The organism is Rhodococcus sp. IEGM1339 (assembly GCF_050321925.1).
In the GTDB taxonomy this organism is placed as follows: Bacteria; Actinomycetota; Actinomycetes; order Mycobacteriales; family Mycobacteriaceae; genus Rhodococcus; species Rhodococcus pyridinivorans.
Genome location: NZ_JBNQFT010000003.1, coordinates 79,148 through 104,642 on the forward strand (window position 1 = coordinate 79,148; position 25,495 = coordinate 104,642).

29 protein-coding genes and 1 riboswitch are annotated in these 25,495 nt (G+C 68.6%); of the genes, 22 read left to right on the forward strand and 7 right to left on the reverse strand.

Going from position 1 to position 25,495, the window contains the following annotated elements; all coding sequences use genetic code 11:
• Nucleotides 1-5: 5 nt before the first annotated feature.
• Together ACQR3U_RS04940 and ACQR3U_RS04945 are read right to left on the reverse strand one after the other, a co-directional pair.
• A complete protein-coding gene (locus ACQR3U_RS04940; protein ID WP_230809861.1) occupies nt 6-707 on the reverse strand; it encodes a hypothetical protein in 702 nt (233 codons plus the stop codon).
• Nucleotides 704-865, reverse strand: coding sequence for a hypothetical protein (locus tag ACQR3U_RS04945; protein ID WP_230809862.1), 162 nt, complete (start codon nt 863-865; stop codon nt 704-706). Before ACQR3U_RS04945 ends, ACQR3U_RS04940 begins: the two co-directional genes overlap by 4 nt.
• A gap of 395 nt (nt 866-1,260) precedes the next feature.
• On the opposite strand from ACQR3U_RS04945, the gene ACQR3U_RS04950 reads away from it, so the two are divergent.
• The 3 genes from ACQR3U_RS04950 to ACQR3U_RS04960 all read left to right on the forward strand — a co-directional run bounded on the left by ACQR3U_RS04950 (nt 1,261) and on the right by ACQR3U_RS04960 (nt 3,004).
• Nucleotides 1,261-1,728, forward strand: coding sequence for a hypothetical protein (locus tag ACQR3U_RS04950; RefSeq protein WP_230809863.1), 468 nt, complete (start codon nt 1,261-1,263; stop codon nt 1,726-1,728).
• A gap of 45 nt (nt 1,729-1,773) precedes the next feature.
• Nucleotides 1,774-2,340: a hypothetical protein gene (locus ACQR3U_RS04955; RefSeq protein ID WP_230809864.1), complete on the forward strand. Its 567-nt coding sequence runs from the start codon at nt 1,774-1,776 to the stop codon at nt 2,338-2,340.
• A gap of 97 nt (nt 2,341-2,437) precedes the next feature.
• A complete protein-coding gene (locus ACQR3U_RS04960; RefSeq protein ID WP_033096225.1) occupies nt 2,438-3,004 on the forward strand; it encodes an ester cyclase in 567 nt (188 codons plus the stop codon).
• Here the strand turns inward: ACQR3U_RS04960 and ACQR3U_RS04965 are convergent.
• Nucleotides 2,985-4,145, reverse strand: a complete 1,161-nt coding sequence (locus tag ACQR3U_RS04965; protein WP_230809865.1) for an FAD-binding oxidoreductase — start codon at nt 4,143-4,145, stop codon at nt 2,985-2,987. The two genes, ACQR3U_RS04960 and ACQR3U_RS04965, sit on opposite strands and share 20 nt — an antisense overlap.
• 270 nt (nt 4,146-4,415) lie before the next feature.
• Between ACQR3U_RS04965 and clpB the strand changes: the two genes are divergently transcribed.
• From clpB to ACQR3U_RS05010, 9 genes are all read left to right on the forward strand, one after another.
• Nucleotides 4,416-6,971 (forward strand): ATP-dependent chaperone ClpB, encoded by a 2,556-nt coding sequence (gene clpB / locus ACQR3U_RS04970; protein WP_230809866.1) that lies wholly within the window; start codon nt 4,416-4,418, stop codon nt 6,969-6,971.
• Between the two features lie 67 nt (nt 6,972-7,038).
• Entirely contained in the window at nt 7,039-7,968 is a 930-nt protein-coding gene (locus ACQR3U_RS04975; protein ID WP_230809867.1) for a hypothetical protein, read from the forward strand.
• A gap of 29 nt (nt 7,969-7,997) precedes the next feature.
• Nucleotides 7,998-8,657, forward strand: coding sequence for a hypothetical protein (locus tag ACQR3U_RS04980; RefSeq protein WP_006553002.1), 660 nt, complete (start codon nt 7,998-8,000; stop codon nt 8,655-8,657).
• Nucleotides 8,658-8,866: 209 nt separating this feature from the next.
• Entirely contained in the window at nt 8,867-9,649 is a 783-nt protein-coding gene (locus ACQR3U_RS04985; protein WP_230809868.1) for an SDR family NAD(P)-dependent oxidoreductase, read from the forward strand.
• A gap of 184 nt (nt 9,650-9,833) precedes the next feature.
• The gene (locus tag ACQR3U_RS04990; protein ID WP_308251503.1) at nt 9,834-10,421 is read left to right on the forward strand and encodes a LemA family protein; all 588 of its coding nucleotides are present in this window, start codon (nt 9,834-9,836) and stop codon (nt 10,419-10,421) included.
• 86 nt (nt 10,422-10,507) lie between these two features.
• On the forward strand, nt 10,508-11,047 hold the full coding sequence (gene pyrE, locus ACQR3U_RS04995) for an orotate phosphoribosyltransferase (protein WP_006552999.1): 540 nt from the start codon (nt 10,508-10,510) through the stop codon (nt 11,045-11,047).
• Nucleotides 11,048-11,051: 4 nt separating this feature from the next.
• Nucleotides 11,052-12,167 carry a galactose-1-phosphate uridylyltransferase gene (gene galT / locus ACQR3U_RS05000; RefSeq protein WP_006552998.1) on the forward strand — a complete coding sequence of 372 codons (1,116 nt, stop codon included), beginning with the start codon at nt 11,052-11,054 and terminating at the stop codon, nt 12,165-12,167.
• The gene (gene galK / locus ACQR3U_RS05005; protein WP_230809870.1) at nt 12,164-13,285 is read left to right on the forward strand and encodes a galactokinase; all 1,122 of its coding nucleotides are present in this window, start codon (nt 12,164-12,166) and stop codon (nt 13,283-13,285) included. Before galT ends, galK begins: the two co-directional genes overlap by 4 nt.
• 40 nt (nt 13,286-13,325) lie before the next feature.
• Nucleotides 13,326-14,054, forward strand: a complete 729-nt coding sequence (locus tag ACQR3U_RS05010) for a lysoplasmalogenase family protein (RefSeq protein WP_019291043.1) — start codon at nt 13,326-13,328, stop codon at nt 14,052-14,054.
• Here ACQR3U_RS05010 and ACQR3U_RS05015 read toward each other — a convergent pair.
• Complete coding sequence (locus ACQR3U_RS05015; protein WP_230809871.1) at nt 14,045-14,485, reverse strand: hypothetical protein; 441 nt, start codon at nt 14,483-14,485, stop codon at nt 14,045-14,047. The two genes, ACQR3U_RS05010 and ACQR3U_RS05015, sit on opposite strands and share 10 nt — an antisense overlap.
• A 67-nt stretch (nt 14,486-14,552) precedes the next feature.
• Between ACQR3U_RS05015 and ACQR3U_RS05020 the strand changes: the two genes are divergently transcribed.
• The 4 genes from ACQR3U_RS05020 (at nt 14,553) to ACQR3U_RS05035 (ending at nt 17,912) form a co-directional block, all read left to right on the forward strand.
• Nucleotides 14,553-15,335 (forward strand): SDR family oxidoreductase, encoded by a 783-nt coding sequence (locus ACQR3U_RS05020; protein WP_033096219.1) that lies wholly within the window; start codon nt 14,553-14,555, stop codon nt 15,333-15,335.
• A gap of 59 nt (nt 15,336-15,394) precedes the next feature.
• Nucleotides 15,395-16,003, forward strand: a complete 609-nt coding sequence (locus ACQR3U_RS05025; protein ID WP_230810007.1) for a hypothetical protein — start codon at nt 15,395-15,397, stop codon at nt 16,001-16,003.
• A 2-nt stretch (nt 16,004-16,005) separates the two neighbouring features.
• On the forward strand, nt 16,006-16,692 hold the full coding sequence (locus tag ACQR3U_RS05030; protein ID WP_019291047.1) for a TrmH family RNA methyltransferase: 687 nt from the start codon (nt 16,006-16,008) through the stop codon (nt 16,690-16,692).
• 77 nt (nt 16,693-16,769) lie between these two features.
• The gene (locus tag ACQR3U_RS05035; protein WP_230809872.1) at nt 16,770-17,912 is read left to right on the forward strand and encodes a glycoside hydrolase family 76 protein; all 1,143 of its coding nucleotides are present in this window, start codon (nt 16,770-16,772) and stop codon (nt 17,910-17,912) included.
• Nucleotides 17,913-17,985: 73 nt separating this feature from the next.
• Here ACQR3U_RS05035 and ACQR3U_RS05040 read toward each other — a convergent pair whose 3' ends face one another.
• Complete coding sequence (locus ACQR3U_RS05040) at nt 17,986-18,723, reverse strand: VTT domain-containing protein (protein ID WP_283568561.1); 738 nt, start codon at nt 18,721-18,723, stop codon at nt 17,986-17,988.
• Nucleotides 18,724-18,888: 165 nt separating this feature from the next.
• Here ACQR3U_RS05040 and fbaA point away from each other — a divergent pair, with 165 nt between their 5' ends.
• Nucleotides 18,889-19,923, forward strand: a complete 1,035-nt coding sequence (fbaA, locus tag ACQR3U_RS05045; protein WP_006552988.1) for a class II fructose-bisphosphate aldolase — start codon at nt 18,889-18,891, stop codon at nt 19,921-19,923.
• Nucleotides 19,924-20,055: 132 nt separating this feature from the next.
• Here fbaA and ACQR3U_RS05050 read toward each other — a convergent pair whose 3' ends face one another.
• Nucleotides 20,056-20,895 (reverse strand): hypothetical protein, encoded by an 840-nt coding sequence (locus ACQR3U_RS05050; protein ID WP_230809874.1) that lies wholly within the window; start codon nt 20,893-20,895, stop codon nt 20,056-20,058.
• A gap of 259 nt (nt 20,896-21,154) precedes the next feature.
• Here ACQR3U_RS05050 and ACQR3U_RS05055 point away from each other — a divergent pair, with 259 nt between their 5' ends.
• The 3 genes from ACQR3U_RS05055 to ACQR3U_RS05065 all read left to right on the forward strand — a co-directional run bounded on the left by ACQR3U_RS05055 (nt 21,155) and on the right by ACQR3U_RS05065 (nt 23,760).
• Complete coding sequence (locus tag ACQR3U_RS05055) at nt 21,155-21,571, forward strand: DUF3151 domain-containing protein (protein WP_006552986.1); 417 nt, start codon at nt 21,155-21,157, stop codon at nt 21,569-21,571.
• Nucleotides 21,572-21,581: 10 nt separating this feature from the next.
• Complete coding sequence (locus ACQR3U_RS05060) at nt 21,582-22,745, forward strand: FUSC family protein (RefSeq protein WP_230809875.1); 1,164 nt, start codon at nt 21,582-21,584, stop codon at nt 22,743-22,745.
• Nucleotides 22,746-22,830: 85 nt separating this feature from the next.
• The gene (locus tag ACQR3U_RS05065; RefSeq protein WP_019291053.1) at nt 22,831-23,760 is read left to right on the forward strand and encodes a cation diffusion facilitator family transporter; all 930 of its coding nucleotides are present in this window, start codon (nt 22,831-22,833) and stop codon (nt 23,758-23,760) included.
• Between the two features lies 1 nt (nt 23,761).
• Here the strand turns inward: ACQR3U_RS05065 and ACQR3U_RS05070 are convergent, their stop codons facing one another.
• Nucleotides 23,762-24,310: a histidine phosphatase family protein gene (locus ACQR3U_RS05070; RefSeq protein ID WP_230809876.1), complete on the reverse strand. Its 549-nt coding sequence runs from the start codon at nt 24,308-24,310 to the stop codon at nt 23,762-23,764.
• 29 nt (nt 24,311-24,339) lie between these two features.
• A riboswitch (cobalamin riboswitch) is annotated at nt 24,340-24,482 on the forward strand.
• A 32-nt stretch (nt 24,483-24,514) separates the two neighbouring features.
• Here ACQR3U_RS05070 and ACQR3U_RS05075 point away from each other — a divergent pair.
• On the forward strand, nt 24,515-24,709 hold the full coding sequence (locus ACQR3U_RS05075) for a CbtB domain-containing protein (RefSeq protein ID WP_006552982.1): 195 nt from the start codon (nt 24,515-24,517) through the stop codon (nt 24,707-24,709).
• A 14-nt stretch (nt 24,710-24,723) separates the two neighbouring features.
• Nucleotides 24,724-25,494 (forward strand): CbtA family protein, encoded by a 771-nt coding sequence (locus ACQR3U_RS05080; protein WP_019291054.1) that lies wholly within the window; start codon nt 24,724-24,726, stop codon nt 25,492-25,494.
• Nucleotide 25,495: the final 1 nt, after the last annotated feature.

Consider the following 25,495-nt stretch of genomic DNA (forward strand, 5'->3'; position numbering starts at 1 on the left):
GGTGCCTAGACTGCGGGGAGGCCGGGGATCTCGATGTTCTCGATCTTCGCGAGATTTCCGGTGAGCACACCGATGAGGCCCTGGATGGACGTCCACACTGTGGTGTGGACGTCGATCGCCGTCCTCCACTGGTCGCTGATGATCACCAGGTCCACTACGGAGGACGCTGCAATGGCCGCCGAGCCCAGAACTCCGACACCGGTTGCGGCGGCGATACTCGTCGCCGCGATCCTGATCAGAACCCTGATGGCTGCATCGGTTATGACCGAGAGGATTTCGGCGAATGCTTGGTTCAGTTCGTACATCGACACGGCGATCTTCTCCAATTGCTCAGAGATCCCGTGAACGGCCCGGGCTTGTTCGTCGAGGGCGTTCTGCAGATCGGTGAGATAACGACCGGCGGCCCCGCCCGCCGATCCGTCCCACGGGGCAACCGTGCCGTGGACGTCGTCTACGGCCGTCGCGTACGCACGGTGGAAGGTGGCCAGCCTGTTCACGCCATCGCTCGTGCGCAGCACCGACTCCCAGTCGCCACCGCAGTGCTGGGCCGCGTACACCCACGGATCCGTGCCCACCACGAACTTGCAGGGTTCGGCGACGTAGAAGCTCGGGGAGAGGTAGTACATCCCCAGGGTGCGTTCGAGCAGGTCCGGTATGGGATCGGACGCGGTGGTTTCGACGAGCGCATCGTCCGGACGAGCGCTCACCAGCCGATGTCCGGACCGGTGCGCTCGAACTGTGCCGAAGTGCCCAGTTCGGTGTCCTCGTATGTCCGTGCGGATTCGGTCATCGCCGTCGCCGCTCGGTCGATCGCCACACCCAGCTCGTCGTAGAGAGCCGTCAGCCGGGCACGGGCCGTGTGCACCCGTTCGACGACATCGAAGTAGATCAGTCCCCCGGTCTCAGGAGGCGTCAGCCAGCGATCGGCGTAACGGCGTAACGGCGTGCACCATCCGCCTGGTCGGCCAGATCGCGCAGATCATATGTTGCGGCGCGCAGGTCGTCCGGGTCCACATACAGGTTCGATCGTGTCAAGACATCCCCCAGTCGTGATCGGACGAGAGTGTAGGCCATCGCAACGGCGTTTGCGACGCCCGCTACAGTGCACGACGTGACAACCGGGGGGAACACGAAAAATGGTCTTGCGCATGTGCATTTCGAGACACAGGACCGTGACGATGCGATACCGACACGACTGGGGGCCAACCCGTCCAGCTGACGGTGAAGGATGAGCTTCCACCCTTGTGTCCTGTGCACGGGGTGCCGGAGGTCGAGCGCGTGCACACCTGGGTCACCACCTATCGCAAGATCCGGCACAGTCGCACGCAGATCCGCATCATCGGTACCGAAGCTGCGGCGAAGGCCAGTACGTGGCGTGCACGTGCGCAGCACAAGCCACACGTGATCGCGTTCGATGTACCGATGTGTGCGCGGTGCGTCCGGATCGATCGGCTGACACGGTGGGCGATGTGGCTGTGCATGCTGGGCGGACTGGTCTGCCTGCTCGTCGCGGTGCAGATGGCGGCCCTCGGCTGGGCCCGCGAGTACATGGCCCTGTGGTCGCTGCTCGTGTTCGGAACCTTCCTCGTTCCGACCCCGGCGATCTTCGTCAGACAGATGCGTCAGGGCTGGTGGGGTTTCGAGGCTCCGATCGACGGGTCGGCCCTCGTTGTCGCGTACGCCCACCCGAACTTCGTGGCCGAGACGGAGAGGCGACGCGGCCGATAGATCCTCGGCTTTCACCGGGGAGTGCGGCCTGACATACTCCCTCGCATGGTGAACGGGGACGTCCAGCGGGTCGAGGTGCGGTTGGCAGTCGAATATCCGGGCTCGGGAGTGACGAGCACGCTCGGAGACGGTTCGATGCGACCGATCGATCCCATCCCCCCGATCTGCCCGCGCCACGGAGAGCCCGAGACCGGACGTGTCCGGGTGACGGTTGCGGCCGACGCATCGGAGCCCCGCCAGGGATCGAACCGGTTCGGTTCGGCGCTCGAGGCCGCCTACACGGTGCAGGTCGCCGCGGTGGACTGGCCCGTGTGTGCTCGCTGCGTCGCCGTCCGCACGCGCTGGCAGATCGCCGCCGCCGCGACCTGCACGGTCCTCGGCGTCATCTTTCTCGCGCTGGTGTTCGCGCTCGTGCAGGGCGCTCCTGAGATCTACGGTCTGGCGCTGCTCGGTGTCTTCGGTCTGTCGTTCCTCCCGATCTACGTCGCCTTGCGGGTGCTCGAGCCGAAGCGGGCCTCTCTGGGAATGTCCGTGGCCGAGGACGGTTCGGAACTCGTCATCTCGCAGGCGCATCCGGAGTTCGCGCGGTCGGTCGCGGCGCAGCGGATGTAACCACCGTTCCCTTCTCCTGCGGCGTTGACTTCTGGACCGGCCGGTTCATACTCGAACCGGGGGTCGATCGTCTCGTTTCACAGGCGGGAGAAGTGCCGTGAAGATCGAACATTCCACTCCGGCGTCCACCCCGGAACTCGGATCCGAGGAGAAGAAATCTCTCGCCGTGCGGGCTCTGATGATGATGGCCGACGGTGATCGCAGCGTTTTCGGCGAGGTGCTGTCCGCGGACGCGGTCAATCGCGAAGCAAAGAGTGAACCGCCTCCCACCAGAGTCCATGGACCCGACGGTTTCTTCGCGACTGCACTGTGGTTGCGTGACGCCTTCGCAGATCTGAAGTTCGAGGTGAAGAACGTCGTGGAGCAGGACGATCTCGTCGTCCTCGACACCGTCATGTCGGCGCGACACGAAGGACCCTTCGCCACCTACGACGAGCAGGGCCGCGTCGATCAGGTGTTCGCGCCGACGGGAAAGAGTTTCACGGTGCGTCAGGCCCATTGGATGCGGGTGGCCGACGGCAAGATCGTCGAGCATTGGGCCGTGCGCGACGACCTCGGAATGGCAAAGCAGGCGGGATGGGTGCCACCGAACCCGATCTCGCTGACGCGGAACGTTCTCGCAGCACGGAAGCTGCGCAAGCAGATCAGAGCGGGTCGAAGCTGATGTTCTGACGCGGGGTGCCTGCCGCCGACAGCGCGTACAGCGTCGTGCGGATCATCGACGGCGACCCGGCGATCTGGATCTGACGGTCGGCCCACGTGCCGAACTGCCCGGCGACCTTACCGAGCTTGCCGTACATCGGCCGGTTGAGGCCGGTGGGCGGTTCCTTCGCGGGAACCGGGTGCCACCAAGGGTTCTCCTTCTCCTCGAGCACCGGCACCATGGTCAGCCACGGGTTGGTCGTGGCGATCTGCCACAGGGTCTCGAGGTCGTACAGGTCGCACGGATACTTGCCCCCGTAGAACAGGTGGACGCGCGGGTTGTCGCCGCGCATCGCCATCTCCATGATCTGGGCGCGCATGGGTGCGAGACCGGTGCCGGACGCGATCATCAGCACGTCCCGGCCGCTCTCGCGGTCGACGTGCAGGCCACCGAGCGGTGGGCCGATCGTCCACCGGTCGCCGACCGCGGTCTCGCCGACGAGCGCGGGGCTCACCCATCCGGTGGAGACCCGTCGAACGTGGAATTCGATCTGCCCGTACGGATTCGGCGGGATCGCTGCCGACAGGTACCGCCACATGTGCGGGCGCTGCGGGATCTGCACGCTCATGTACTGGCCCGCGTAGTAGGGGATCGAGCTGTCGGCCTCGAGCCGGATGATGGCCAGATCGGGGAGCACGCGTTCGTGGCTGACGACGGTGGCCCCCCACGAGGCAGGCAGGTCGTCGGTGGCCGCGGCGGTCGCCATCGTCTCGACGACTCGGTCGACGACCTCGGCCCAGGTGCGTTCGAGCGCGGCCGTCCACAGGATCAGGGGAGTGCATTCGCGGACCGCGGCGAGCAGTGCGTTGCCCGCGACGCGGTAGTGCAGCGGCTCGACCCCGTACTTACGGTGGTCGCGCGCGAGCTGGGCGAGGAACCTGTCGACGGTGCCCGGTTCGTGGAGGCGGGCGACGACCCAGCCGACCGCGGTCGCGAACCGCTGTCGCATCGACTCCATGCCGGCGGGGAACAGTGAGCGGATGCCGGTGGACTCGCTCCACATGGCGTTGTAGAACGCCGTCGCGAACCGTTCGGCTCCGGTGGGGGTGGCGATGATCGACGCGAAGCTGAGCTGAACCCGGGCGATGGCGAAAGCCTCCACGCCATCCTCCCTGTATCCGTGCTGCGCGAACGCCGCCACTGTAGTCGGTTGCAGGGCGCCCGGCCACTGACCGCCGGGTCCGTCACAACCTGCGAGCGGTTTGTGAGCAGAATCACTACACTCAGGAAAGTTGAGTGGAACAAACTCAACTTATGATCCGTTGAAGAATTCGACATCACCGAGACCTGCCCGAGGCAGGGAATCGGCTGCAGAATCGACATGGGGCACTCGCCTGCGCGTGGGGTGCACCGAGAAAGAAAGGGGCGCGCAGTGGACTCGTTCAATCCGACGACCAAGACCCAGGCCGCACTCACCGCTGCACTTCAGTCGGCGTCCGCTGCGGGCAACCCGGAGATCCGTCCGGCACACCTGCTCGTGGCACTGCTCGACCAGACCGACGGCATCGCCGGCCCGCTGCTCGAAGCGGTGGGCGTCGACCCGGCCGCGGTGCGCAGGGAAGCCGAGGACCTCGTCCGTCGTCTTCCGCAGACCAGCGGGGCGACCACCACACCGCAGCTCGGGCGTGAGGCGATCGCGGCCATGACCGCGGCACAGAAACTCGCCACCGAACTCACCGACGAATTCGTCTCCACCGAGCACGTCCTCGTCGGCCTCGCCGGTGGCGACTCCGATGTCGCGAAGCTCCTCGCCGGGCACGGCGCAACGCCGGCCGCCCTGCGCGACGCCTTCACGACCGTCCGCGGCAACCGCCGCGTGACCTCCGCCGATCCCGAGGCCAGCTATCAGGCCCTGGAGAAGTACTCCACCGATCTGACGGCGCGGGCGCGTGAAGGCAAGCTCGACCCGGTCATCGGTCGCGACAACGAGATCCGCCGTGTCGTCCAGGTGCTCTCCCGCAGGACCAAGAACAACCCGGTCCTCATCGGTGAGCCAGGCGTCGGTAAGACCGCCATCGTCGAGGGCCTCGCCCAGCGCATCGTCGCCGGGGACGTGCCCGAGTCGCTGCGCGGCAAGACCGTCATCTCGCTCGACCTCGGCTCGATGGTCGCGGGCGCGAAGTACCGCGGCGAGTTCGAGGAACGCCTCAAGGCCGTGCTCGACGAGATCAAGGAATCGGCCGGGCAGATCATCACCTTCATCGACGAGCTCCACACCATCGTCGGCGCCGGCGCGACCGGCGAGTCGGCGATGGACGCCGGCAACATGATCAAGCCGATGCTCGCCCGCGGTGAGCTGCGGCTGGTCGGTGCCACGACCCTCGACGAGTACCGCAAGTACATCGAGAAGGACGCGGCCCTCGAACGTCGTTTCCAGCAGGTCCTGGTGGGGGAGCCGAGTGTCGAGGACACCGTCGGCATCCTGCGCGGCCTCAAGGAGCGCTACGAGGTGCACCACGGCGTGCGCATCACCGACTCCGCGCTCGTCGCGGCGGCGACGCTGTCCGACCGGTACATCACCTCGCGCTTCCTACCCGACAAGGCGATCGACCTCGTCGACGAGGCAGCCTCGCGCCTGCGGATGGAGATCGACTCGCGTCCCGAGGAGATCGACACCGTCGAACGCGTCGTCCGTCGCCTCGAGATCGAGGAGATGGCGTTGCAGAAGGAGAGCGACGAGGCCTCGAAGGAGCGCCTCGAGAAGCTGCGCGCCGAACTCGCCGACGAGCGGGAGAAGCTCAACCAGCTCACCACGCGCTGGCAGAACGAGAAGACCGCGATCGACTCCGTGCGGGAGATCAAGGAACAGCTCGAATCCCTGCGCGGTGAGGAAGAACGCGCCGAACGCGACGGCGACCTCGGCAAGGCCGCCGAGCTGCGCTACGGCCGCATCCCCGAGCTGGAGAAGAAGCTCGAGGCGGCAGCCGCCGCGTCGGGTACCACCGCCGGTGGCGACCTGATGCTCAAGGAGGAGGTCGGCCCGGACGACGTCGCCGACGTCGTCGCGGCATGGACCGGCATCCCCGCCGGCCGCATGCTCGAGGGCGAGACCTCCAAGTTGCTGCGGATGGAGGACGAACTGCGCAAGCGGGTCGTCGGCCAGGACGCCGCGGTGCAGGCCGTCTCCGACGCGGTGCGTCGTGCACGTGCCGGTGTCGCCGACCCGAACCGTCCGACGGGGTCCTTCCTGTTCCTCGGCCCGACCGGTGTCGGCAAGACGGAGCTGGCGAAGGCGCTCGCCGACTTCCTGTTCGACGACGAACGTGCCATGGTGCGGATCGACATGTCCGAGTACAGCGAGAAGCACTCGGTGGCACGCCTCGTCGGTGCGCCTCCGGGCTACGTCGGCTATGAGGCCGGCGGTCAGCTGACCGAGGCCGTGCGGCGTCGCCCCTACACGGTGGTGCTGTTCGACGAGGTCGAGAAGGCACACCCGGACGTCTTCGACACGCTGCTGCAGGTGCTCGACGACGGTCGTCTCACCGACGGCCAGGGCCGCACGGTCGACTTCCGCAACACCATCCTGATCCTCACATCGAACCTCGGTGCGGGTGGCGATCGGGAGCACATCATGGCGGCGGTGCGGGCGGCGTTCAAGCCGGAGTTCATCAACCGGCTCGACGACGTCGTGATCTTCGACCCGCTCTCGGAGGAGCAGCTCGAGAAGATCGTCGACATCCAGCTCGACCAGTTCGCCGACCGCATGTCGGCGCGGCGACTGACACTGGACGTCTCGAACACCGCGCGGTTCTGGCTGGCGGTGCGCGGCTACGACCCGCAGTACGGTGCACGTCCGTTGCGCCGCCTGATACAGCAGGCGGTCGGCGACCAGCTCGCCAAGAAGCTGCTCGCCGGTGAGATCAAGGACGGAGACACCGTCCACGTGGGCGTCAGCGAGGACGGCGACCACCTCGTGATCAGCGCCTGACGGCGCCCGTGCGCGGCCTCGGTGGCAGGAGCCGCCGGGGCCGCGCGCGCCTACTCTGGAAGGCGCTATGAAGAATCCCCAGGATCCGCGCACCCCGCAGGAACGGGCCTACGCGCTCGACGAGTCATCGAACGGGACGGACCCCGACGCGACCCGCGTGCTGCACACCGACGACGCGACCGAGGCGTACGGGCGGCCGGTCACCAATCCGACGGTCGCGTACACCCGCTACGAGCAGTGGGGCGCGCAGGGGAGCGAGTACCAGCCCACCCAGGCCTATCCCTCCCCGCAGGGTCCTCCGTCGCAACAGGGTTCTCCGTCGCAACAGCCGTATCCGCCTCAGCCGGGCTACCCGCCCCCGCACGGCTATCAGCCCACACAGGTGCTCCCCGGATACGACCCCGGTAACCCGCAGACGGCGATGAACCCGGGACCGGGAACGCGGGGGCACGGAATCCCCGGGCAGCCACCCACGGGTCCGGCGCCCGGCACGGATGCCGGGAAGCCGCGCGGCCCGCGCTGGGGACTGATCACGCTCGCCGCGGTGGTCCTCATCGCGCTCGGCGGCACCATCGGGTTCCTGCTCAGCCGGCCCGACGACTCCACCTCGCGGGTCGCGTCGGATCGCGCCCCGGCCACCGTCGCGCCCCCGCCGACGGCGACTCTCCCGCCGGCACCCGAACCGACCACACCGGGACTGCCGCTCGACCGGATCCCCGGCGGACTCGGCGAGGTCATGGGCGACGCGGGCGCGGTCGTGGGCACGATCACCGCTAACGACGGCGGCAGCATCACCCTCGGCGTCATCGGTGGTTCGGCGGTCACCGTCGTCCTCACCCCCGACACCGAGATCATCACCCTGACCGGCGACACCGCCGACAGCCTCGAGGTCGGAGCGACCGCCGTGGCGACCGGCAGTGCCGTCGAGCAGGGACGGATGACCGCCGAGACCGTCGTCAGCGCGTCCCTCCCATCCTTCGGTGGTTCGGGCCGCTGACCCGCTAGGCTGACTCGACGATGACTGCCATGTGGTTCTCTCTGGCCGCGGTCGCACTGCTGGGTGCGGTCGCGCTGCTCTACGTCGACCGGACGCGGCGAGAACAGTCGGGTCGTATCCGGGAGATCTGGGCCAAAGCGCAGGGCTACAAGTACACCTCCGCCGAGGACCACCTGCCGTCCACCTGGCACCGCGCGGCGCTCGCCAAGCAGGAATATCTCGGCGCGATCGACATCGTCCGTGGGGTTCGCCGCGGCGAGGAGTTCGTCCTGTTCGACATCGAGGAGACCGCGACGATCATCGCGGTCCGGCGCAAGGTCGGCTCCGACGTCGACATCGATCTGCGGCTCAAGTCGACGCCGCCGCCGAAGGACCCCGACATGAACCTGCTCGGTTCGATCGGCCCGCGCATCGTCTTCGCCACCGACCTCGAGATCGCGCGACGCGTGTGCGACCAGCGGATGGTCGCGTTCACCGAGTCCATCCCCGACCACGTACAGATGCTGTGGAGCGAAGGCGAGTGGACGCTCGGCTCGATCCCCGTCGGCAGCTCCGGACGCGAATGGGACTCGGCCATCGAGACCGTCGCGCGTTTGTCGGGCATCCTCCACGTGCTGCCGCCCGTCGTGGAACCCGAGGAACTGGACCGGGGTTCGCAGGATCCGGGCCGGCCCTCCGCCCGTCACTGAGGCGGAACGCCGAGGATTGTCACTGCGGCGGAACGCCGAGGATTGTCACTGCGGCGGAACGCCGAGGATTGTCACTGCGGCGGAACGCCGAGGATTGTCACTGCGGCGGAACGCCGAGAATTGTCACTGCGGCGGAACGCCGAGAATTGTCACTGAGGTAGATCCTCGGGAGGTGGTCGCGCGCGTCGCGTGTCGTTAGTGTGGCGGCCATGACTTCCGTCCGCCCCGTCGCGCTCGTGACCGGACCCACCTCGGGAATCGGTGCGGGTTTCGCCCGCACCCTCGCGAGTCGCGGTTACGACCTCGTGCTCGTCGCCCGCACCCGTCCCGCCCTCGACGAACTCGCCGCCGAGCTGAAGCAGAAGTTCGATGCGGCATCGGAGATCATCGTCGCCGATCTGGCGGCCGTCGACGGTCGCGATCTCGTCGTCGAACGCCTCGGTCGCGGTGTCGAGATGCTCGTCAACAACGCCGGCTTCGGCACGACCGGCGAGTTCTGGACCGCCGATCCGGGCCTGCTGCAGGCGCAGCTCGACGTCAACGTCACCTCGGTCGTCGCGTTCACCCGCGCCGCGCTCCCGTCGATGATCGGGGCGGGCAGGGGCGACATCGTCAACGTCGCGAGCGTGGCCGGTCTGCTGCCCGGTCGCGGTTCCACCTACTCCGGCAGCAAGGCCTATGTCGTGTCGTTCACCGAAGGGCTGGCCGGTGGCCTCGCCGGCACGGGCGTGCGGGTGCAGGCACTGTGCCCCGGCTTCGTGCGCACCGAGTTCCATCAGCGTGCCGGGATCGACATGTCGTCCACCCCGAACCTGATGTGGCTCGACGTCGACGAGGTGGTGCGCACTTCGCTCGCCGACCTCGACAAGGGCAAGGTCCGCAGCATTCCGGGGCTGCAGTACAAGGTGCTCGCCACGGCGGGACGACTGGTGCCGCAGAACCTCGTGCGGAAGCTGACCAACACCTTCGGCAACGGTCGCGGCCGGACCTGATCGGCTGCGGCCGCGACAGCACCCGATCGCCACGGACGAACTGACGGCGGGCGTTGCCAGATCACGGTACGGATACACCGCGCAGGACACGCCGGGTGCAGTCTTCGACGCGATTCGTGCGCTCGGTACATTTCTGCGCGTGACGTCTGTGGCTGTGGTGCTCTGTGTTGCTGTCGTGGTTGCGGTGGTGCTGTGGTTGCGTGCAGGCGTGCGCCGTCTTCGGACGTTGCAGCAACGCCACCGGGAGAGCCTGCGCCTGCTCCTCCACGAACTCGACGACCGCTACGATCTCGTGCCCGCGCTCATCGCGGCGTCGGCCGGCGCCGGTGTAGAACGTGAGCGCATCCGGCCCGTCGTCGGCGCCCGCTCGCTCGCCATCGGTGTGCGCGACCAGCGCCTGGGTCTCACCGAACGCGCCGGTGCGGAGAACGCGCTGTCGGCGACGCTCCACGAGCTGATCGGTGGACTCGGAGGGGTCAACCACTGGCTGTTCATCCGGGTCGCCCGGGAACTGCAGACCCGCGAGCAGCGCATCGCCGGAGCCGTCCGCGTACACAACGACCTCGGTGGCGCACTGAACACCGCGGTCGGCGGATTCCCCACCTCGCTGTTCGCGAAGCTCGCGGCCGTCGGACCTGTCGTGCTGTTCGAGGCGCCCGCGCCCGTCGCCGCATCCGAGCCGGCCCGCAGGCACGAGACCGTCGATGCGGAGGTTGTCGAGAACGACGTCCGGTCGGAGTCCGAGGCGACCTCCGACACCGTCGCTGCCTGACCTGCGACCCGCAGCGACTAGGCTCGTTCCCCGACACGAGCGCGACCGCACCGGCGTCGCGCCGCCGAACGACGGGTGAGGACGCAATGAGTGACCGCGACGAACTGGCAGCACTGGTACGCGAGCTGGCGGTGGTACACGGCCGCGTGACCCTGTCGTCCGGTAAGGAAGCCGACTATTACGTCGACCTGCGCCGCGCGACCTTGCACCACAAGGCCGGCCCGCTCATCGGCACGCTCCTGCGCGAACTCGTCTCCGACTGGGACTTCGACGCCGTCGGAGGCCTGACCATGGGTGCCGACCCCGTCGCCCTCGCCGTCATGCACGCCCCCGGCCGGCCCATCGACGCCTTCGTCGTCCGCAAGGCCGCCAAGGCCCACGGCATGCAGCGGCAGATCGAGGGACCGGACGTCACCGGCAAGCGCGTGCTCGTCGTCGAGGACACCACCACCACCGGCAACTCGCCGCTCACCGCCGTCAAGGCGCTGCGCGATGCCGGCGCGATCGTCGTGGGTGTCGCGACCGTCGTCGACCGCGCGACCGGCGCCGACGAGGTCATCGCCGCCGAGGGCGTCGAGTACCGTTCCCTGCTCGGCCTCGCCGACCTGGGTCTGGACGACAAGTAGCCGCGTGGGGGCGCGGGTCCGGCAGACCGTCACGCATCTCGCGGACGGCCGGGAACTGATCTATTTCGACGACACCGAGCCGTTCGTCTCCGGTGCCGCGACCCGCGACCTCCGCGACCGCCGCGACCTGCCGCCGGTCGCGGCGACCTCCGAGATGCGCGGCGACCCGCTGACGGGGGAGTGGGTCACCTTCGCGGCCCACCGCATGGACCGTACCTTCCTGCCGTCGGCCGTCGACTGCCCGCTGTGCCCGAGCAGGGCGGACGTGTGTACCGAGATCCCGGCCGACGACTACGACGTCGTCGTGTTCGAGAACCGTTTTCCGTCGCTCGGGGCGCCGTCGGCCGGTGAGGATCTCGTCGACGACGAAGGTCTGTGGCCGCGGCGACCGGCGACCGGCCGCTGCGAGGTCGTCGCGTTCACCCCCGACCACGACGCCCGATTCGCCGACCTCTCCGTGCCGCGGGCGCGCACCGTCATCGATGCGCTCGCCGCCCGCACCGCCGCGCTGTCGAAGCAACCGGATGTCGAGCAGGTCTTCTGCTTCGAGAATCGCGGCGTGGAAATCGGTGTGACACTGCAACATCCACACGGGCAGATCTACGCCTACCCGTTCGTCCCACCGCGCTCACGCGCCCTGCTCGACCGCGCCCGTGAGTATCGGCAGCGGACCGGCAGGTCGCTGCAGGGCGCCATCCTCGACGCCGAACGACGCGCGGGCACCCGACTGGTGGTCTCCGGCGACGCGTGGTCGGCCTATGTCCCCGCCGCGGCACGCTGGCCCGTCGAGGTGCACCTCGTCCCGCACCGCGACATCCCGGATCTCGCCGCCCTCGACGAACACGAACGCGACGAACTCGCCGCCGTCCAGCGCGACCTTCTCGGCCGCGTCGACCGGTTCTTCCCCGGCGTCGACCGCGCCCCCTACATCGCTGCCTGGCACCAGGCGCCGGTCGGTGCACCTCGCGGGGACATGCGGCTGTTCTGCCAGATCTTCTCGTTGCGGCGGGCCCCGGACAAGCTGAAATATCTCGCAGGGTCCGAATCCGCGATGGGCGCGTGGATCAGCGACACCACCCCCGAACGGATCGCCGAACGCCTGCGTGAGGTGGCGCCATGACGCTCGCAGAGACCGCCCGCGCACTGTTCGCGACCGAGTTCGGCACCGAACCCGAGGGCTGCTGGTGCGCCCCCGGGCGCGTCAATCTCATCGGCGAGCACGTCGACTACGCCGGGGGTCTGTGTCTGCCGATGGCGATCCCGCAGATCACCGTCGTCGCGGTGCGTCGGCGCTCCGATCATGTACTGCGCGTGCGCAGTTCCGGTTTCGACGGCGTCGACCTGGATCTGCGCGACCGGCACGTCGACGGCTGGGCCGCCTACGTCGCCGGCGTGATCTGGACGCTCGACCCGCCGGGATTGACCGGTGCGGACATCGCGGTCGCGTCGGACGTGCCCGTCGGAGCGGGACTCTCGTCGTCCGCGGCGCTCGAGACGTCGGTCGCGGTGGCGCTCGCCGACCTGTGCGGGCTGCCCCTCGGCGACGACGGCCGTGATCGACTCGCCGCGGCGTGTGTGCGCGCGGAGAACGATTACGCCGGTGCCCCCACCGGTGGGCTCGACCAGCGGATCGCCCTCCACGCACGTCCGGGCCACGCGCTGCTCCTCGACTTCGCCGATGGCAGCAGCGAACACATCCCGTTCGACGCGGAAGCCCGCGGGCTGACCGTGCTGGTCGTCGACACCGGGACCGGGCACGAGCTCGCCGACGGACAGTACGGACAGCGTCGCCGTGAGGTCGAAGACACCACCCGGTTCCTCGGCGTGGAGAGCTTGCGCGACGCCTCGTCGGCGGACCTGATCGACGATCCCGTCCTACGTCGCCGCGCCCGGCACGTGATCGACGAGATCGCCCGCGTTCAGAAGGCTGCGGCGTTGCTGCGGGCAGGGCGGATCCGGGATCTCGGACCATTGCTCGATGCGTCGCACCGCTCGTTGCGCGACGATTTCGAGGTCAGCTGCCTCGAACTCGACACCGCAGTCGACGCGGCCGTCGCTGCCGGTGCACTCGGCGCCCGGATGGTGGGCGGCGGTTTCGGCGGGTCGGCGATCGCGCTGTGCGAGGACGACCGCGTGGACTCGGTGCGGAAGGCCGTCGCCGACGCCGCTGTGCAGCGCGACCTGCCGGCGCCGACCTTCCTGCGCGCCACGGCGTCCGGCGGTGCGCGCCGCTGCTGAAGCTTGCGGGACGATCGATGCAGCCGGGTACTGTGCGCGCATGGGTTGGTTCAGTCGCAAGAGGTGGGGCGTCGAGCACGCGGTGTTCGCGGCGGCGTCGGCCGCCACCGTCGTCGGGGGAGTGTCGGGGAACGAGAAGTTGCAGCAGATCGCCAAACCGCTCATCGCACCCGCGCTCGCCGTGCGGGTGCTGCGCCGCTCCCGCGACACCGATCGCGCCGACACCGCCCTGCTTGTCGCAGGTCTCGCAGCCGCCACCCTCGGTGACATCGCCATGATCCGCTCCGACGAGGACCGCCGGATCCTGAGCGGTGCAGCCTGTTTCGGTGTCATGCAGACCGCCTACTCGAGCATCCTCGTCCGGCGCGGTGCGCGGGTGTCGAAGCCGGTCGCGGTGCAGCGTGCCGGTGCCCTGGCCGGTGCGGCCGGTCTGCTCGCCGTCCGCAACCGCTCGGTGGCCGCGCCGCTGACCGGATACGGCGCCCTGCTCGCCACCACTGCGATCCTTGCCGGAGACCCCGCCCTCGCACCCGGTGCGCGAGTGCGCGCAGGGCTGGCCGTGCCGGGTGCCGACAGGCGTAGTCGGCTCGGTCTCGGCGGCCTGATCTTCACGCTGTCCGACGGATCGATCGTGGTGCGCCGCACCCTCCTGAAGGACGAGAAGATGCGCGCGGCAGCGGAAGGGTTCGTGCTCGCCACCTACACCGTGGCCCAGCTGTTGCTCGTGGAAGGGCTCCTTGCTCTCACGAGCCGGAACAGTCAGGGATAGAGGGCGATCCGGTCGCGGTCGAGCGGGTCCACCCAGATGCTCACGACCTCCCCGGGCGCGTAGCGCTGCAGGTTGCGACGGTCGACCTCGTAGACGACCGTGCCGCGATAGGACTCCGAGCCGGGCACCGTGAGCTCGAGATCGAGCCGGGTCAGCTGACCGGTCGAGGTCAGATCGAGCGGGGTCGCGGAACGGATGGTCGCCCATCCCTCGTACCCTTCGCGTTCGATACGGCGCATGACCTTCGAGCGGCGACCCGCGAGCGCCATCGACAGACCGAGCACGGTGCCGTACAGGCAGACGAGGAAGACCACCTGGAAGCCCTCGGTGCCGGGTTCGGAGATCGGCAGGAACAGGTGCATCCACAACGCGAGAACGACGACATATCCCACGGTGACGAACGCGACGGTGGCAACGATACGACGATTCACAGCTCCTCCGATCCCAGCCTATCCCTGCTGTGCGCCGTCGGCTCCCGCCCGTGACTAGGGTGATGCCATGTCTGCTCCCAGCGTGGTGATCACCGGAGCCGCCGCCGGTATCGGCCGCTCCACAGCTCTGTTCTTCGCCCGTCACGGTTACCGCGTCGGCGCCTTCGACATCGACACCGCGGGGCTCGCGAGCCTCGCCGAGGAGGGCGCCTCGGTCACCGCGGGGCAGATCGCCACCGGTGCCCTCGACGTCACCGACACCTCCGCGTGGACCCGCGTACTCGAGGAGTTCTGCACCGACGGCCGGCTCGACGTCCTCGTCAACAACGCCGGGCTGCTGTCGTCCGGGCCGTTCGAGGACACCCCGGCGAGCCGGCACCGGCAGCTCGTCGACGTCAACGTCACCGGTGTCGTCCTCGGCTGCCACGCGGCCTTCCCGTATCTCCGCGACACCCCCGGCGCGCACATCGTGAACATGTGCTCGGCGTCGGCGCTCTACGGACAGCCCGAGCTCGCCACCTACAGCGCCACCAAGTTCGCGGTGCGCGGCCTGACCGAAGCACTCGAACTCGAGTGGGCCCGCCATGACATCAAGGTGCAGGCGTTGTGGCCGCTGTTCGTCGACACGAACATGGTCGACGGGATGGACATCGGCTCGCGACGCTCCCTGGGCGTGAACCTCGGCGCCGACGACGTCGCCCGCGCGGTGTTCGACGCGACTCGTCCCACGCGGCGCTCGGGACGGGTGCATCGGCCCGTGGGCCGGCAGGCGACCGTGCTCGCCACGCTCGCCCAGGTGTCGCCCGGATGGATGAATCGCCTGGTGAACCGGCGCCTGACCGGCCACTGACGCCGCTCGATAGAGTGACACCCGCACGTCGTCGGGAAGGGTGTTGCGTGAGAATTCGGATGTGGCCGGTCGCAGTCGTCGCGGGTGTGGCACTGTTCGTCGTAGGATGCGGAGGCTCCCCGGACGGGCCGGAGGCCGACTCCGGAGCGACGTCGACGACGACCTCCGCGGCTGCCTCGACGACCCCCTCCACGACGGTCGCTGCGAGCACCCCCGAGGAGGCGACCCCGTCGACGACCGAACCGGCTCCCGAGCCGGAGACCTCCCCGGAGGAACCGGCTCCGCTCGCGCAGGTCGAGTACCAGCGCAACGAGTCGTACTACTTCAGCAGCCCCGACGGCACCTTCGAATGCGGCATCGTCCGGCTGCCCACCCGCACCGAGGCGGGCTGCGAAGGACCGACCGATCCGATCCCGCCGCGCCCCGAGGACTGCATGGTCAACTGGGGACTCGGCATCCGCGTACAGGACTCCGGAGAAGGCGAGTTCGTGTGCTCGGGCGGACCGGTCTACCTCTCGCCCGACGGGGCGAGCCCCGTCCTGCCGCCGGGATCGTCGTTGTCGCAGCTCGGCTACACGTGCGCCACCACCGCAGCCGACGTGACCTGCACCAACGACGCCACCGGCCACGGTTTCCGCGTCGCAGCAGGTTCGAACGAGACGTTCTGACGGTGACCGACACGCATTCCGAACCGGCCGTCGAGGACGTGGCGGGCCCCACCGAATGGGGTGAGCACCCGCACGGCGTCGGACCGTGGATCGAGGAGTTCGGCACCGAGCCGCCCACCGACCCGCGCTACGACCCCGAGCTGCTCGCCCACGGCGACCGGCGCAACGTCGTCGACGCCTACCGCTACTGGACCCGCGAGGCGATCGTCGCGGACATCGACCGTCGCCGGCACCCGCTGCACGTCGCCATCGAGAACTTCGCCCACGACGCGAACATCGGGACGGTCGTTCGCACCGCCAACGCGTTCGCCGTGGGCACCGTGCACATCGTCGGGCGACGCCGATGGAATCGGCGCGGCGCGATGGTCACCGACCGCTACCAGCACCTGCTCCACCACTCGGATGTCGACGCGCTCGTCGCGTGGGCGGCCGAACAGGACCTCGAGATCGTCGCGGTGGACAACACCCCCGGCTCGGTCCGGTTGGAGACGGCGACCCTGCCGCGCCGCTGCCTGCTGCTGTTCGGGCAGGAGGGTCCCGGCGTCACCGAAGCGGCCCGCAACGTCGCCTCGATGACGGTCTCCATCGCCCAGTTCGGCTCCACGCGGTCCATCAACGCGGGTGTCGCCGCGGGGATCGCAATGCACGCGTGGATCCGGCAGCACGCCGATTTCTCGGACGCCTGGTAACACCTGCCCCGCAATCCGGGATGAAAGTCGCGCGGACTGTCGTCGGGGCGGCCGCCGGTCGGGCAGTGTGGAGGGTGATGAACACCGCAGCAGGACAGCGTTCGGACGGAGTCGAGGCCGCCCGGTGGTCGGAGCGGGCCGACGCCGCGGAGGGTGCGATCGTGTCGCGGCACATCCGTCGTCTCTGGGCACTGCCCGGCACCGCGCTCGGGGTGGTCGGATGGCCCGCCGTCCGACGTGAGCGACTGTTCCTCTCCTGGCACTACTGGTGGCAGGCGCACCTGATCGACGCCGCCGTCGACGCCGCCGAGCGCGACGCCACCCCGCGCCGCCGGCGCCGTGTCGTGCGGCTCGCACGCACCCACCGCATCCGCAACCTCACCGGCTGGACCAACAACTACTACGACGACATGGCGTGGCTCGGCCTGTCGCTCGAACGGGCCGAACGGCATCTCTACGTCGACCACCGCGGCGCGATCGCGACCCTCGTCGACGAGCTCGTCGACGCCTGGCAACCCGAGAGCGGCGGCGGCATCCCGTGGCGCCGGCGGGACACCTTCTTCAACGCCCCCGCGAACGGTCCGGCGGCGCTGCTGCTCGCCCGCACCGGCAAGGTCTACCGCGCCGAGGAGATGGCCGACTGGATCCACGACGTGCTGCTCGACCCCGAGACGGGTCTCGTCCTGGACGGCATCCGTGATGGCGTGCACGAACGCGCGATCTACAGCTACTGCCAGGGGGTGACGCTCGGCCTCGAGACCGAGCTCGCCCTGCAACTCGACGACTCCAGGCATCGCCGCAGGGTCCACGCGCTCGTCGCCGCGGTCGACGATCACCTCACCGAGCGCAGCGTCGTCACCGGCGGGGGAGGCGGCGACGGGGGACTGTTCAACGGGATCCTGGCCCGCTACCTCGCGATGGTCGCCACGACACTGCCCGTCGCCGACCGCGACGACATCCGCGCCCGCAACGTCGCGGCACGGATCGTGCTGGCGTCGGCGGAGGCCGCCTGGGAGAACCGGCTGCAGGTCGAGGAGCTGCCGGTCTTCGGCCGCGACTGGTCGCGGCAGGCGCGGCTACCCGGCCTGGGCACCTCGGTCGCGCGGTTCGCGGGCGGCACCGTCCGCGAGTCGGCCGTCGCCGAACGCGATCTGTCGGTGCAGCTCGGCGGGTGGATGCTCATGGAAGCTGCCTACGCCGTCGCGGCCTCGCGGTCCTGAAACGGAAGAAGGTGGATCCCGACCCGTTCGTTCGACGGGCGGAATCCACCTTCCGCGGTGTGAGGGTCGTTTCCTACGTGGACTCGATGCGGTTGATCGGCATCGTTGCGGCCTCGGCGGCCGGCGCCTCACCGTTCTTGGCCGCACGACGCGAGTTGAGCACGCGCTTGCCGACCTCCGTGATGATCGGGACCACCGAGATGAACACGATGCCCAGGAAGATGATGTCGATGTTGTCGGCGATGAAGCTGATCTGTCCCAGCAGGTAGCCGAGCAGCGTCACGCCGGCCCCCCACACGATGCCGCCGATGATGTTGTAGGTGATGAACACTCGGTAGGGCATCTTCGCGGCGCCCGCGACCAGCGGGGCGTAGGTGCGCACGATCGGCACGAAACGTGCCAGGAAGATCATCGCGGGTCCGTGGCGCAGGAAGAAGCGGTGCGCTTCGTCGATGTAGGCCTGCTTGAAGAGCTTCGAGTCCGGCTTGAACAGCCTGGTCCCGCCCTTCGCGCCGATGAGATAGCCGACCTGGTCGCCGAGGACCGCCGCGATGGGGATCGTCACCATCAGCACCCACAACGGGGCGAACGGTTCGACCTCCGCCGACTTGGCCGCCGCGATCAGGCCGGCGGTGAACAGCAGCGAGTCGCCGGGCAGCAGCGGGAACAGCAGACCGGATTCGATGAACACCACGAGCAGCAACCCGATGAGCATCCAGGTACCGAACGAATTGAGTAGATTGACAGGATCCAGAAACCCCGGTAGCAGGGCCAGATTGGTCACGGACTCCGAGGCTTCGAACACAGTCACGCGATCCAGGGTACCGGCGGCGTCCACCTCCCCCCGAATCCCGACACCCACCCCGGACGGCCCGAGTATCGAACGGACGTGTCACTTGACATACTGCAAGGACAACCGGGCACCCACCACATCCCGGTGGGGTGCCGATCGACTCTCATCTGGAGGACAGCCGCTGTGCCTATCGCGACTCCCGAGGTCTACGCCGAGATGATCGCCCGCGCGAAGGAGCACTCCTTCGCGTTCCCGGCGATCAACTGCACATCGTCCGAAACGATCAACGCCGCCATCAAGGGCTTTGCGGACGCCGGCAGCGACGGCATCATCCAGTTCTCGACCGGTGGCGCCGAGTTCGGCTCGGGCCTGGGTGTGAAGGACATGGTCACCGGCGCCGTGGCACTCGCCGAGTTCGCCCACGTCGTCGCCGAGAAGTACGACGTGACGATCGCTCTGCACACCGACCACTGCCCGAAGGACAAGCTCGACGGCTTCGTCCGCCCGCTCATCGCGATCTCGCAGGAGCGCGTGAACAACGGACAGAACCCGCTGTTCCAGTCGCACATGTGGGACGGCTCGGCCATCCCGATCGACGAGAACCTCGAGATCGCGCAGGAACTCCTCGCTGCCGCCAAGGCCGCGAAGATCATCCTCGAGATCGAGATCGGCGTCGTCGGCGGTGAAGAGGACGGCGTCGAGAACGCCATCAACGACAAGCTCTACACCACGGTCGAGGACTTCGAGAAGACCGTCGACGCGCTCGGCGCCGACAAGGGCCAGTACCTGCTCGCCGCTACCTTCGGCAACGTCCACGGCGTCTACAAGCCGGGCAACGTCAAGCTCAAGCCGTCCGTCCTCGCCGAGGGCCAGGCCGCCGCGTCGAAGAAGCTGGGTCTGCCCGAGGGGTCGAAGCCGTTCGACCTCGTCTTCCACGGCGGTTCGGGCTCGCTGAAGTCGGAGATCGACGAGGCGCTGAGCTACGGCGTCGTGAAGATGAACGTCGACACCGACACGCAGTACGCGTTCACCCGCCCGATCGCGGGACACATGTTCACCAACTACGACGGTGTGCTCAAGATCGACGGCGAGGTCGGCAACAAGAAGGCCTACGACCCGCGCAGCTACCTCAAGAAGGCCGAGGCGTCCATGACGCAGCGTGTCATCGAGGCCTGCAACGACCTCAAGTCGGCGGGACGCTCGGTCTCGGCCAAGTAAGGCCCCACCGATACCAGGAGGGCGCCGACGTTCTCGTCGGCGCCCTTCGTCGTCCCTACGGTGTGCAGAAATCCTCGCGACACGCCGAGGGCGAACGACGACTTCTGCACACTCGTGGTCGCTGTCGTCCCGTTATTCGCTGCAGACCTTCCACTGCTCACCGTCGAGCGTGAGGTCGAAGGTGCGGTCGGTGACATCGTCGGGATCGTTCACCGTGTGCGCGGTGACCTGCGCGATGGCGGTGCCCTCGGTGATCTGGATGCGATCGACGCTCGTCACCACCGGGATCTCGCCCTGTTCGACGGCGAGCCGGTGGATGTCGCGGAAGTTCTCCGGATCGACCGTCTCGTAGAAGTCGGAGAGCGCTCCGCAGGTCGACTCCCGCAGAGTCTCCAGGTCGCCCGATTCGAGTGCTCCGACGAATGTGTCGATGCCCGCGCGGATTCGGCTCTCGGGGGAGTTGTCGGCGCGGTCCTTCAGGAACACGATCACGCCGGCCGCGACGATCGCCACGACCACCAGCACGGCCGCTGCTCCGACAGCGATCAGCCGACGACCGCGGCTCTTGTCGCGGGCCGGCGGGATGCGCGTGGGCGTGGGCTGGACGGCGACGCGGACGGGCTCGGGCTGAACCGTCGGTTCCTCACGGCGCGGAGCGATGCGCTGCGGCGGCGCCTTCGGCACGTGGCTGCGGACCGGGATCTGCACCGTGGGCGCATCGGCGGAGGTGACATCGGGCGCGGGCTCGGATTCGGGGGTCGGGCGGGACTCGACGGTCTCGGGTTCGACGACGGGAAGCGCCACGGTCTCGTCCGTGGTGACGCTCTCGTCTGCAGCCTGTTCCGGCTCATCGCTGCTCGCGTCCTCACCCGAGGACGCCGCATCGGTGGTCGGCTCCTCAGGTTTCTCGGAGACCTGCTCCGCCGGCTCGTCGGCCTTCTCGGTTCCCGCGCCCACTGCATCCTCGGGCACTGCATCCTGGGGCACTGCATCCTGGGGCACTGCATCCTCGGATACCGCTTCTTCTGCGGCTGCTTCGTCGGTCGCCGCCGGCTCGACAGGGGGTTCGTTTTCCGCACTCTCGTCCGGTGTCTCGACAGAAGGGGTCGTCGAAGTCTGCTCGGGTGACTCTTCGTTCTTCGGGTCCGACAACGTGCTGCACCTCGCTCGACGGCCTGCGGTTACCCGGGGACTCTATCGAGCCTTCGCCACGGAAGGGCACAATGACCCCATGACGTCTTTCGGTGATCTTCTCGGACCGCAGCCCACCCTTCTCCCCGGCGACGACGACGCGGAGTCGGCCCTACTGAACAACGAGGACCCGGCGAAGGTCGCAGCCGACCATCCCACCGCCTCGATCGCCTGGGCGTACCTCGCCGAGGCCGCACTCGACAGTGGCGAGACGATCCAGGCATACGCCTACGCACGCACCGGATATCACCGCGGTCTCGACCAGCTGCGCCGCAACGGCTGGAAGGGTTTCGGTCCCGTGCCCTACAGCCACGAACCCAACCGCGGTTTCCTGCGTTGCGTCGCCGTCCTGGCCCGGGCAGCCCGAACCATCGGTGAGTCGGACGAGCACGCCCGCTGCCTGGACCTGCTCGAGGACTGCGACCCGCGGGCAGCGGAAGAACTCGGCGTCGAATAGACGCCCGTACATGTCTGTGTTGAACAGACTGTCCGCGGCGACCCGGCGTCGACCCACCCGTCAGGGAGCTCGTAAACGCCTGACCGACTCGTTCGAACGGCTGCGCACATCGGCGCTGCCGATCGTGCAGTGCGCGCTGGCGGCGGGCCTGGCGTGGTGGGTCGCGAAGGATCTGGTCGGGCACCAACAGCCCTTCTTCGCCCCCATCGCGGCAGTCGTCTCCCTCGGGCTCGGTCTCGGCGCCCGGTTGCGGCGTTCCGTCGAACTCGTCTGCGGTGTGACCGTCGGGATCGGCGTGGGCGACCTGCTCGTCTCGCTGATCGGCAGCGGACCGTGGCAGATCGCGCTCGTCGTGACCATCGCGATGAGTACGGCGGTCGCGTTGAACAGCGGCCCGATCTTCGCGATGCAGGCCGGGAACTCCGCGGTGCTCGTGGCGACGCTGCTGCCACCCGGTGGCACCGGTGGGCCCGATCGGATGGTCGACGCCCTGGTCGGGGGTCTCACGGGCATCGCGGTCGTCGCGATGATCCCCACCCATCCGGTGCGGCGTGCCCGGCGCAACGCCGCCGAGATCCTCGCCACGGCGAGCGAGGTCCTGAGGAAGGTCGAGACCGGGCTCGTCGAGAACAACCCGAAACCGATCGAGGACGCCCTCAAGCAGGCGCGGGCCACCCAGCCCGCGATCGACTCGATGCGCACCAACCTCAAGGGCGGTCGGGAGATCAGCCGGATCTCGCCGCTGTACTGGAACAGCCGCAAGCGTCTCGCGGTCCTGACGGCTGCCGCCGACCCGATCGATCACGCGATGCGCAACATTCGCGTGCTCGCGCGCCGGTCGCTGACCCTCGTCCGCGACGACGAGATCCTTGATCCGCGGCTCGTGCAGCGGTTCGCCGAGGTGGCCGATGCGGTGGACGTGCTCCGCGAGATGGTTCTCGCGGAGCCGGGGGAGCAGCCCGACCAGGCCGAGGCTGCACGTGTGCTGCGCAGCATCGCCAAGAAGATGGATCCCGAACTCATCGCCGGGGCAGGAGTGTCGGCCACGGTGGTGTTCGCGCAGATGAGGTCACTGATCGTCGACCTGCTGCAGATCGCCGGACTCAAGCGGATCACCGCGATCGCGACCCTTCCATCCACCGTCGAACATCCGGCCTACGACCCGGACGAGTAAGCCCTCCGAGCCCGCCGGGCACGTAGCCGTTGAAACATATGCGCATTCGTGCATACGATGGCCCGAGGTTCGGAGAGGGAGTTCGATGGGTTCGGGTCACGGGCACTCACACGGCGTCGGCCACGGTCACGGTCAGGGCGCCGGTCCCACGCGCGCCGTCATCCGGCGCATGGCCTTCGCGCTGGGCATCCTCGGAGCGTTCTTCGTACTGGAGGCGTTCGTCGGTCTCCTGATCGGTTCTCTCGCCCTGCTCGCCGACGCGGGCCACATGCTCACCGACGTCGTCGGGGTGTCCATGGGCATGGTCGCCCTCATCCTCGCCCGACGCGGGAGCAGCGCGGCCTCGCGCACCTTCGGCTGGCATCGCGCCGAAGTCCTCACCGCGATGGTCAACGCGGTGCTGCTGCTCGGCGTCGCCGGCTGGGTGTTCTACGAGGCGATCGACCGCATCGGCGACGCCCCCGAACTTCCCGGCCTGCCCATGATCGTCACCGCCCTCGCGGGACTGGCTGCCAACATCGTCGTGATGCTCATGCTGCGGGCCGACGCGAAGGACAGCATCGCGGTGCGCGGCGCCTACATGGAGGTGCTCGCCGACGCCGTCGGATCCGTCGGCGTCCTCATCGCGGGCGCACTCGTCATGATCTTCGGCTGGAGCCTGGCCGACGTCGTCGTCGGTGTGCTCATCTCCCTGTGGGTCGTGCCGCGCGCCCTGCGACTGGCCGTCGAGTCGCTGCGCATCCTCACTCAGACCTCGCCGGCGCATCTCGACGTCGACCTGCTGCGCACCGACCTGCTCGCGCTGCCCGGCGTGTGCGGCGTGCACGACCTGCACGTGTGGACGCTGACCACCGGCATGGACGTCGCGACCGTGCATCTCGTCAGCGACCACGACCCGCAGTGGATCCTCGACTCGGCGCGCACCGCGCTGTCGTCGCACGGGCTCGAGCACGCCACCGTCCAGGTGGAGTCGACAGTCGACGGCAAGCAGTGCGAGAAGGACGTCACCTGGTAGCTCACCGCGCGAATCGGTTCGGCCGCAAAGTCCACCGACCCGGCCCGCCGTAGAGCCGGACGACGTCCAGCGGTCCCACGTCGACCCTCCGGAACGACGCCGCCGGAGCGTCGAGAGCGCACACCGTCGCCGCTCGCACGACCGCCGGGTGTGTCACCACCCCGACCCGTTCGTAGCCGTCGCCCTGTGCCGCCAGCCAGGTGCCGACCCGGCGGATGAGGTCCTCGACGGACTCGCCGCCGTGCGGTGCGGCCGCCGGCTCGGTCAGCCACATCGCCAGCTCGCCCTCGGGCACATCGCCCATCGCCGACCCGCACCACCTGCCGTAGTCGAGCTCGCGCAGCGCGGAGTCGATCTCGGCGGGGACACCGAAGGCGTGGACCGTGTCGACCGCGCGTCGCTCGGGTGCACATACCCACCGGTCGACGACCGGCACCGCGAGGCGTCCGAGTTCGCGGCGGCCCCGATCGGAGATCGGTTCGTCGCACGGAAATCGGGCCTGTTCCGTCGCGCGCGTGGAAGCGTGTGCGACGACGAACAATCGGGTCACGGCAGGTACGTCCTCTCCGCTTGACATCGCACAACGCCCGGTGCGAAGGTGCGTCGGTAAAGATGTGCCGAGGTGTAGGCAATCCGGTGGAAAGCCGGAGCGGTCGCGCCACTGTAACCGGAGATGTCGAAATCTCCGGAAGCCAGAAAACTCCCGCGGCACATGACGGAATCGAATGGGGCGCGAAATCCCAGGAGGATTGTCATGGCTGTTGTCCATACCCCCGACGAGTCGCTCGGCTCCGCCGCACTCGCAGTCGCTCTCGCCGCAGTGATCGTCGCGGCTTTTCTCGTTCTCTACCTGGTCGGATTCGATCAGGGCGCGATCTCGCGCACCGGCATGTTCATGCACGAACTGATGCACGACGGCCGGCACCTCCTCGGTCTTCCGTGCCATTGAGAACGGGGACCACGATGCCCGGAACCTACCTCCACCTGCTGCTGCGGGGTCTGCTCGCCGGACTCGTCGCGGGTCTGCTCGCCGGCGGTGTCGCCTTCGTCGTCGGCGAACCCCACATCGAATCCGCGATCGCGCTCGAAGAAGCTGCCGGCGAAGCGCATTCGCATGATCACGACCACGCTGCGACCACCGGGGAATCCCACGGTCACAGTCACGGCGAGGATGCGCTCGTCGACCGTACCGGGCAGAAGGCCGGACTGTTCCTCGCGACGACTCTCGCCGGTCTCGCGTTCGGCGCCCTCTACGCGTCGGTGCTGCACTTCGCGCGTCGCCTCACCGACATGCCGGGCTGGAAGCTCGGATTGTTCGGGGCGGCCGGAGCGTGGCTCGCCGTCGAGGCCGTCCCGTTCGTGAAGTATCCGGCGAATCCGCCGGCCGTCGGTGATCCCGACACGATCGATCAACGCACCCTGCTGTGGCTCGCCTCGGTCGTTCTCGGACTCGTCGCGATCGCAGTGGCCGTCGCGGTGGCGAAGGCGCTGGCCGCCCAGGATCTGCACACCGTCCGCATCGCAGGCCCGGCGGTGGCCTTCCTCGTCGTGGTGGGTCTCGGATATCTCGCCTTGCCGAAAATCGACGAGGTGGGGGAGGGCTTCCCCGCGACGCTGCTGTGGGAGTTCCGGGTCGCGTCGTTCACCGTGCAGCTCACCCTGTGGGCGGTGCTCGGTGTGGTCTTCGCGTACCTCACCGAACGCGCGTCCCGTCGCGTGACGATCCCGGCCTGAC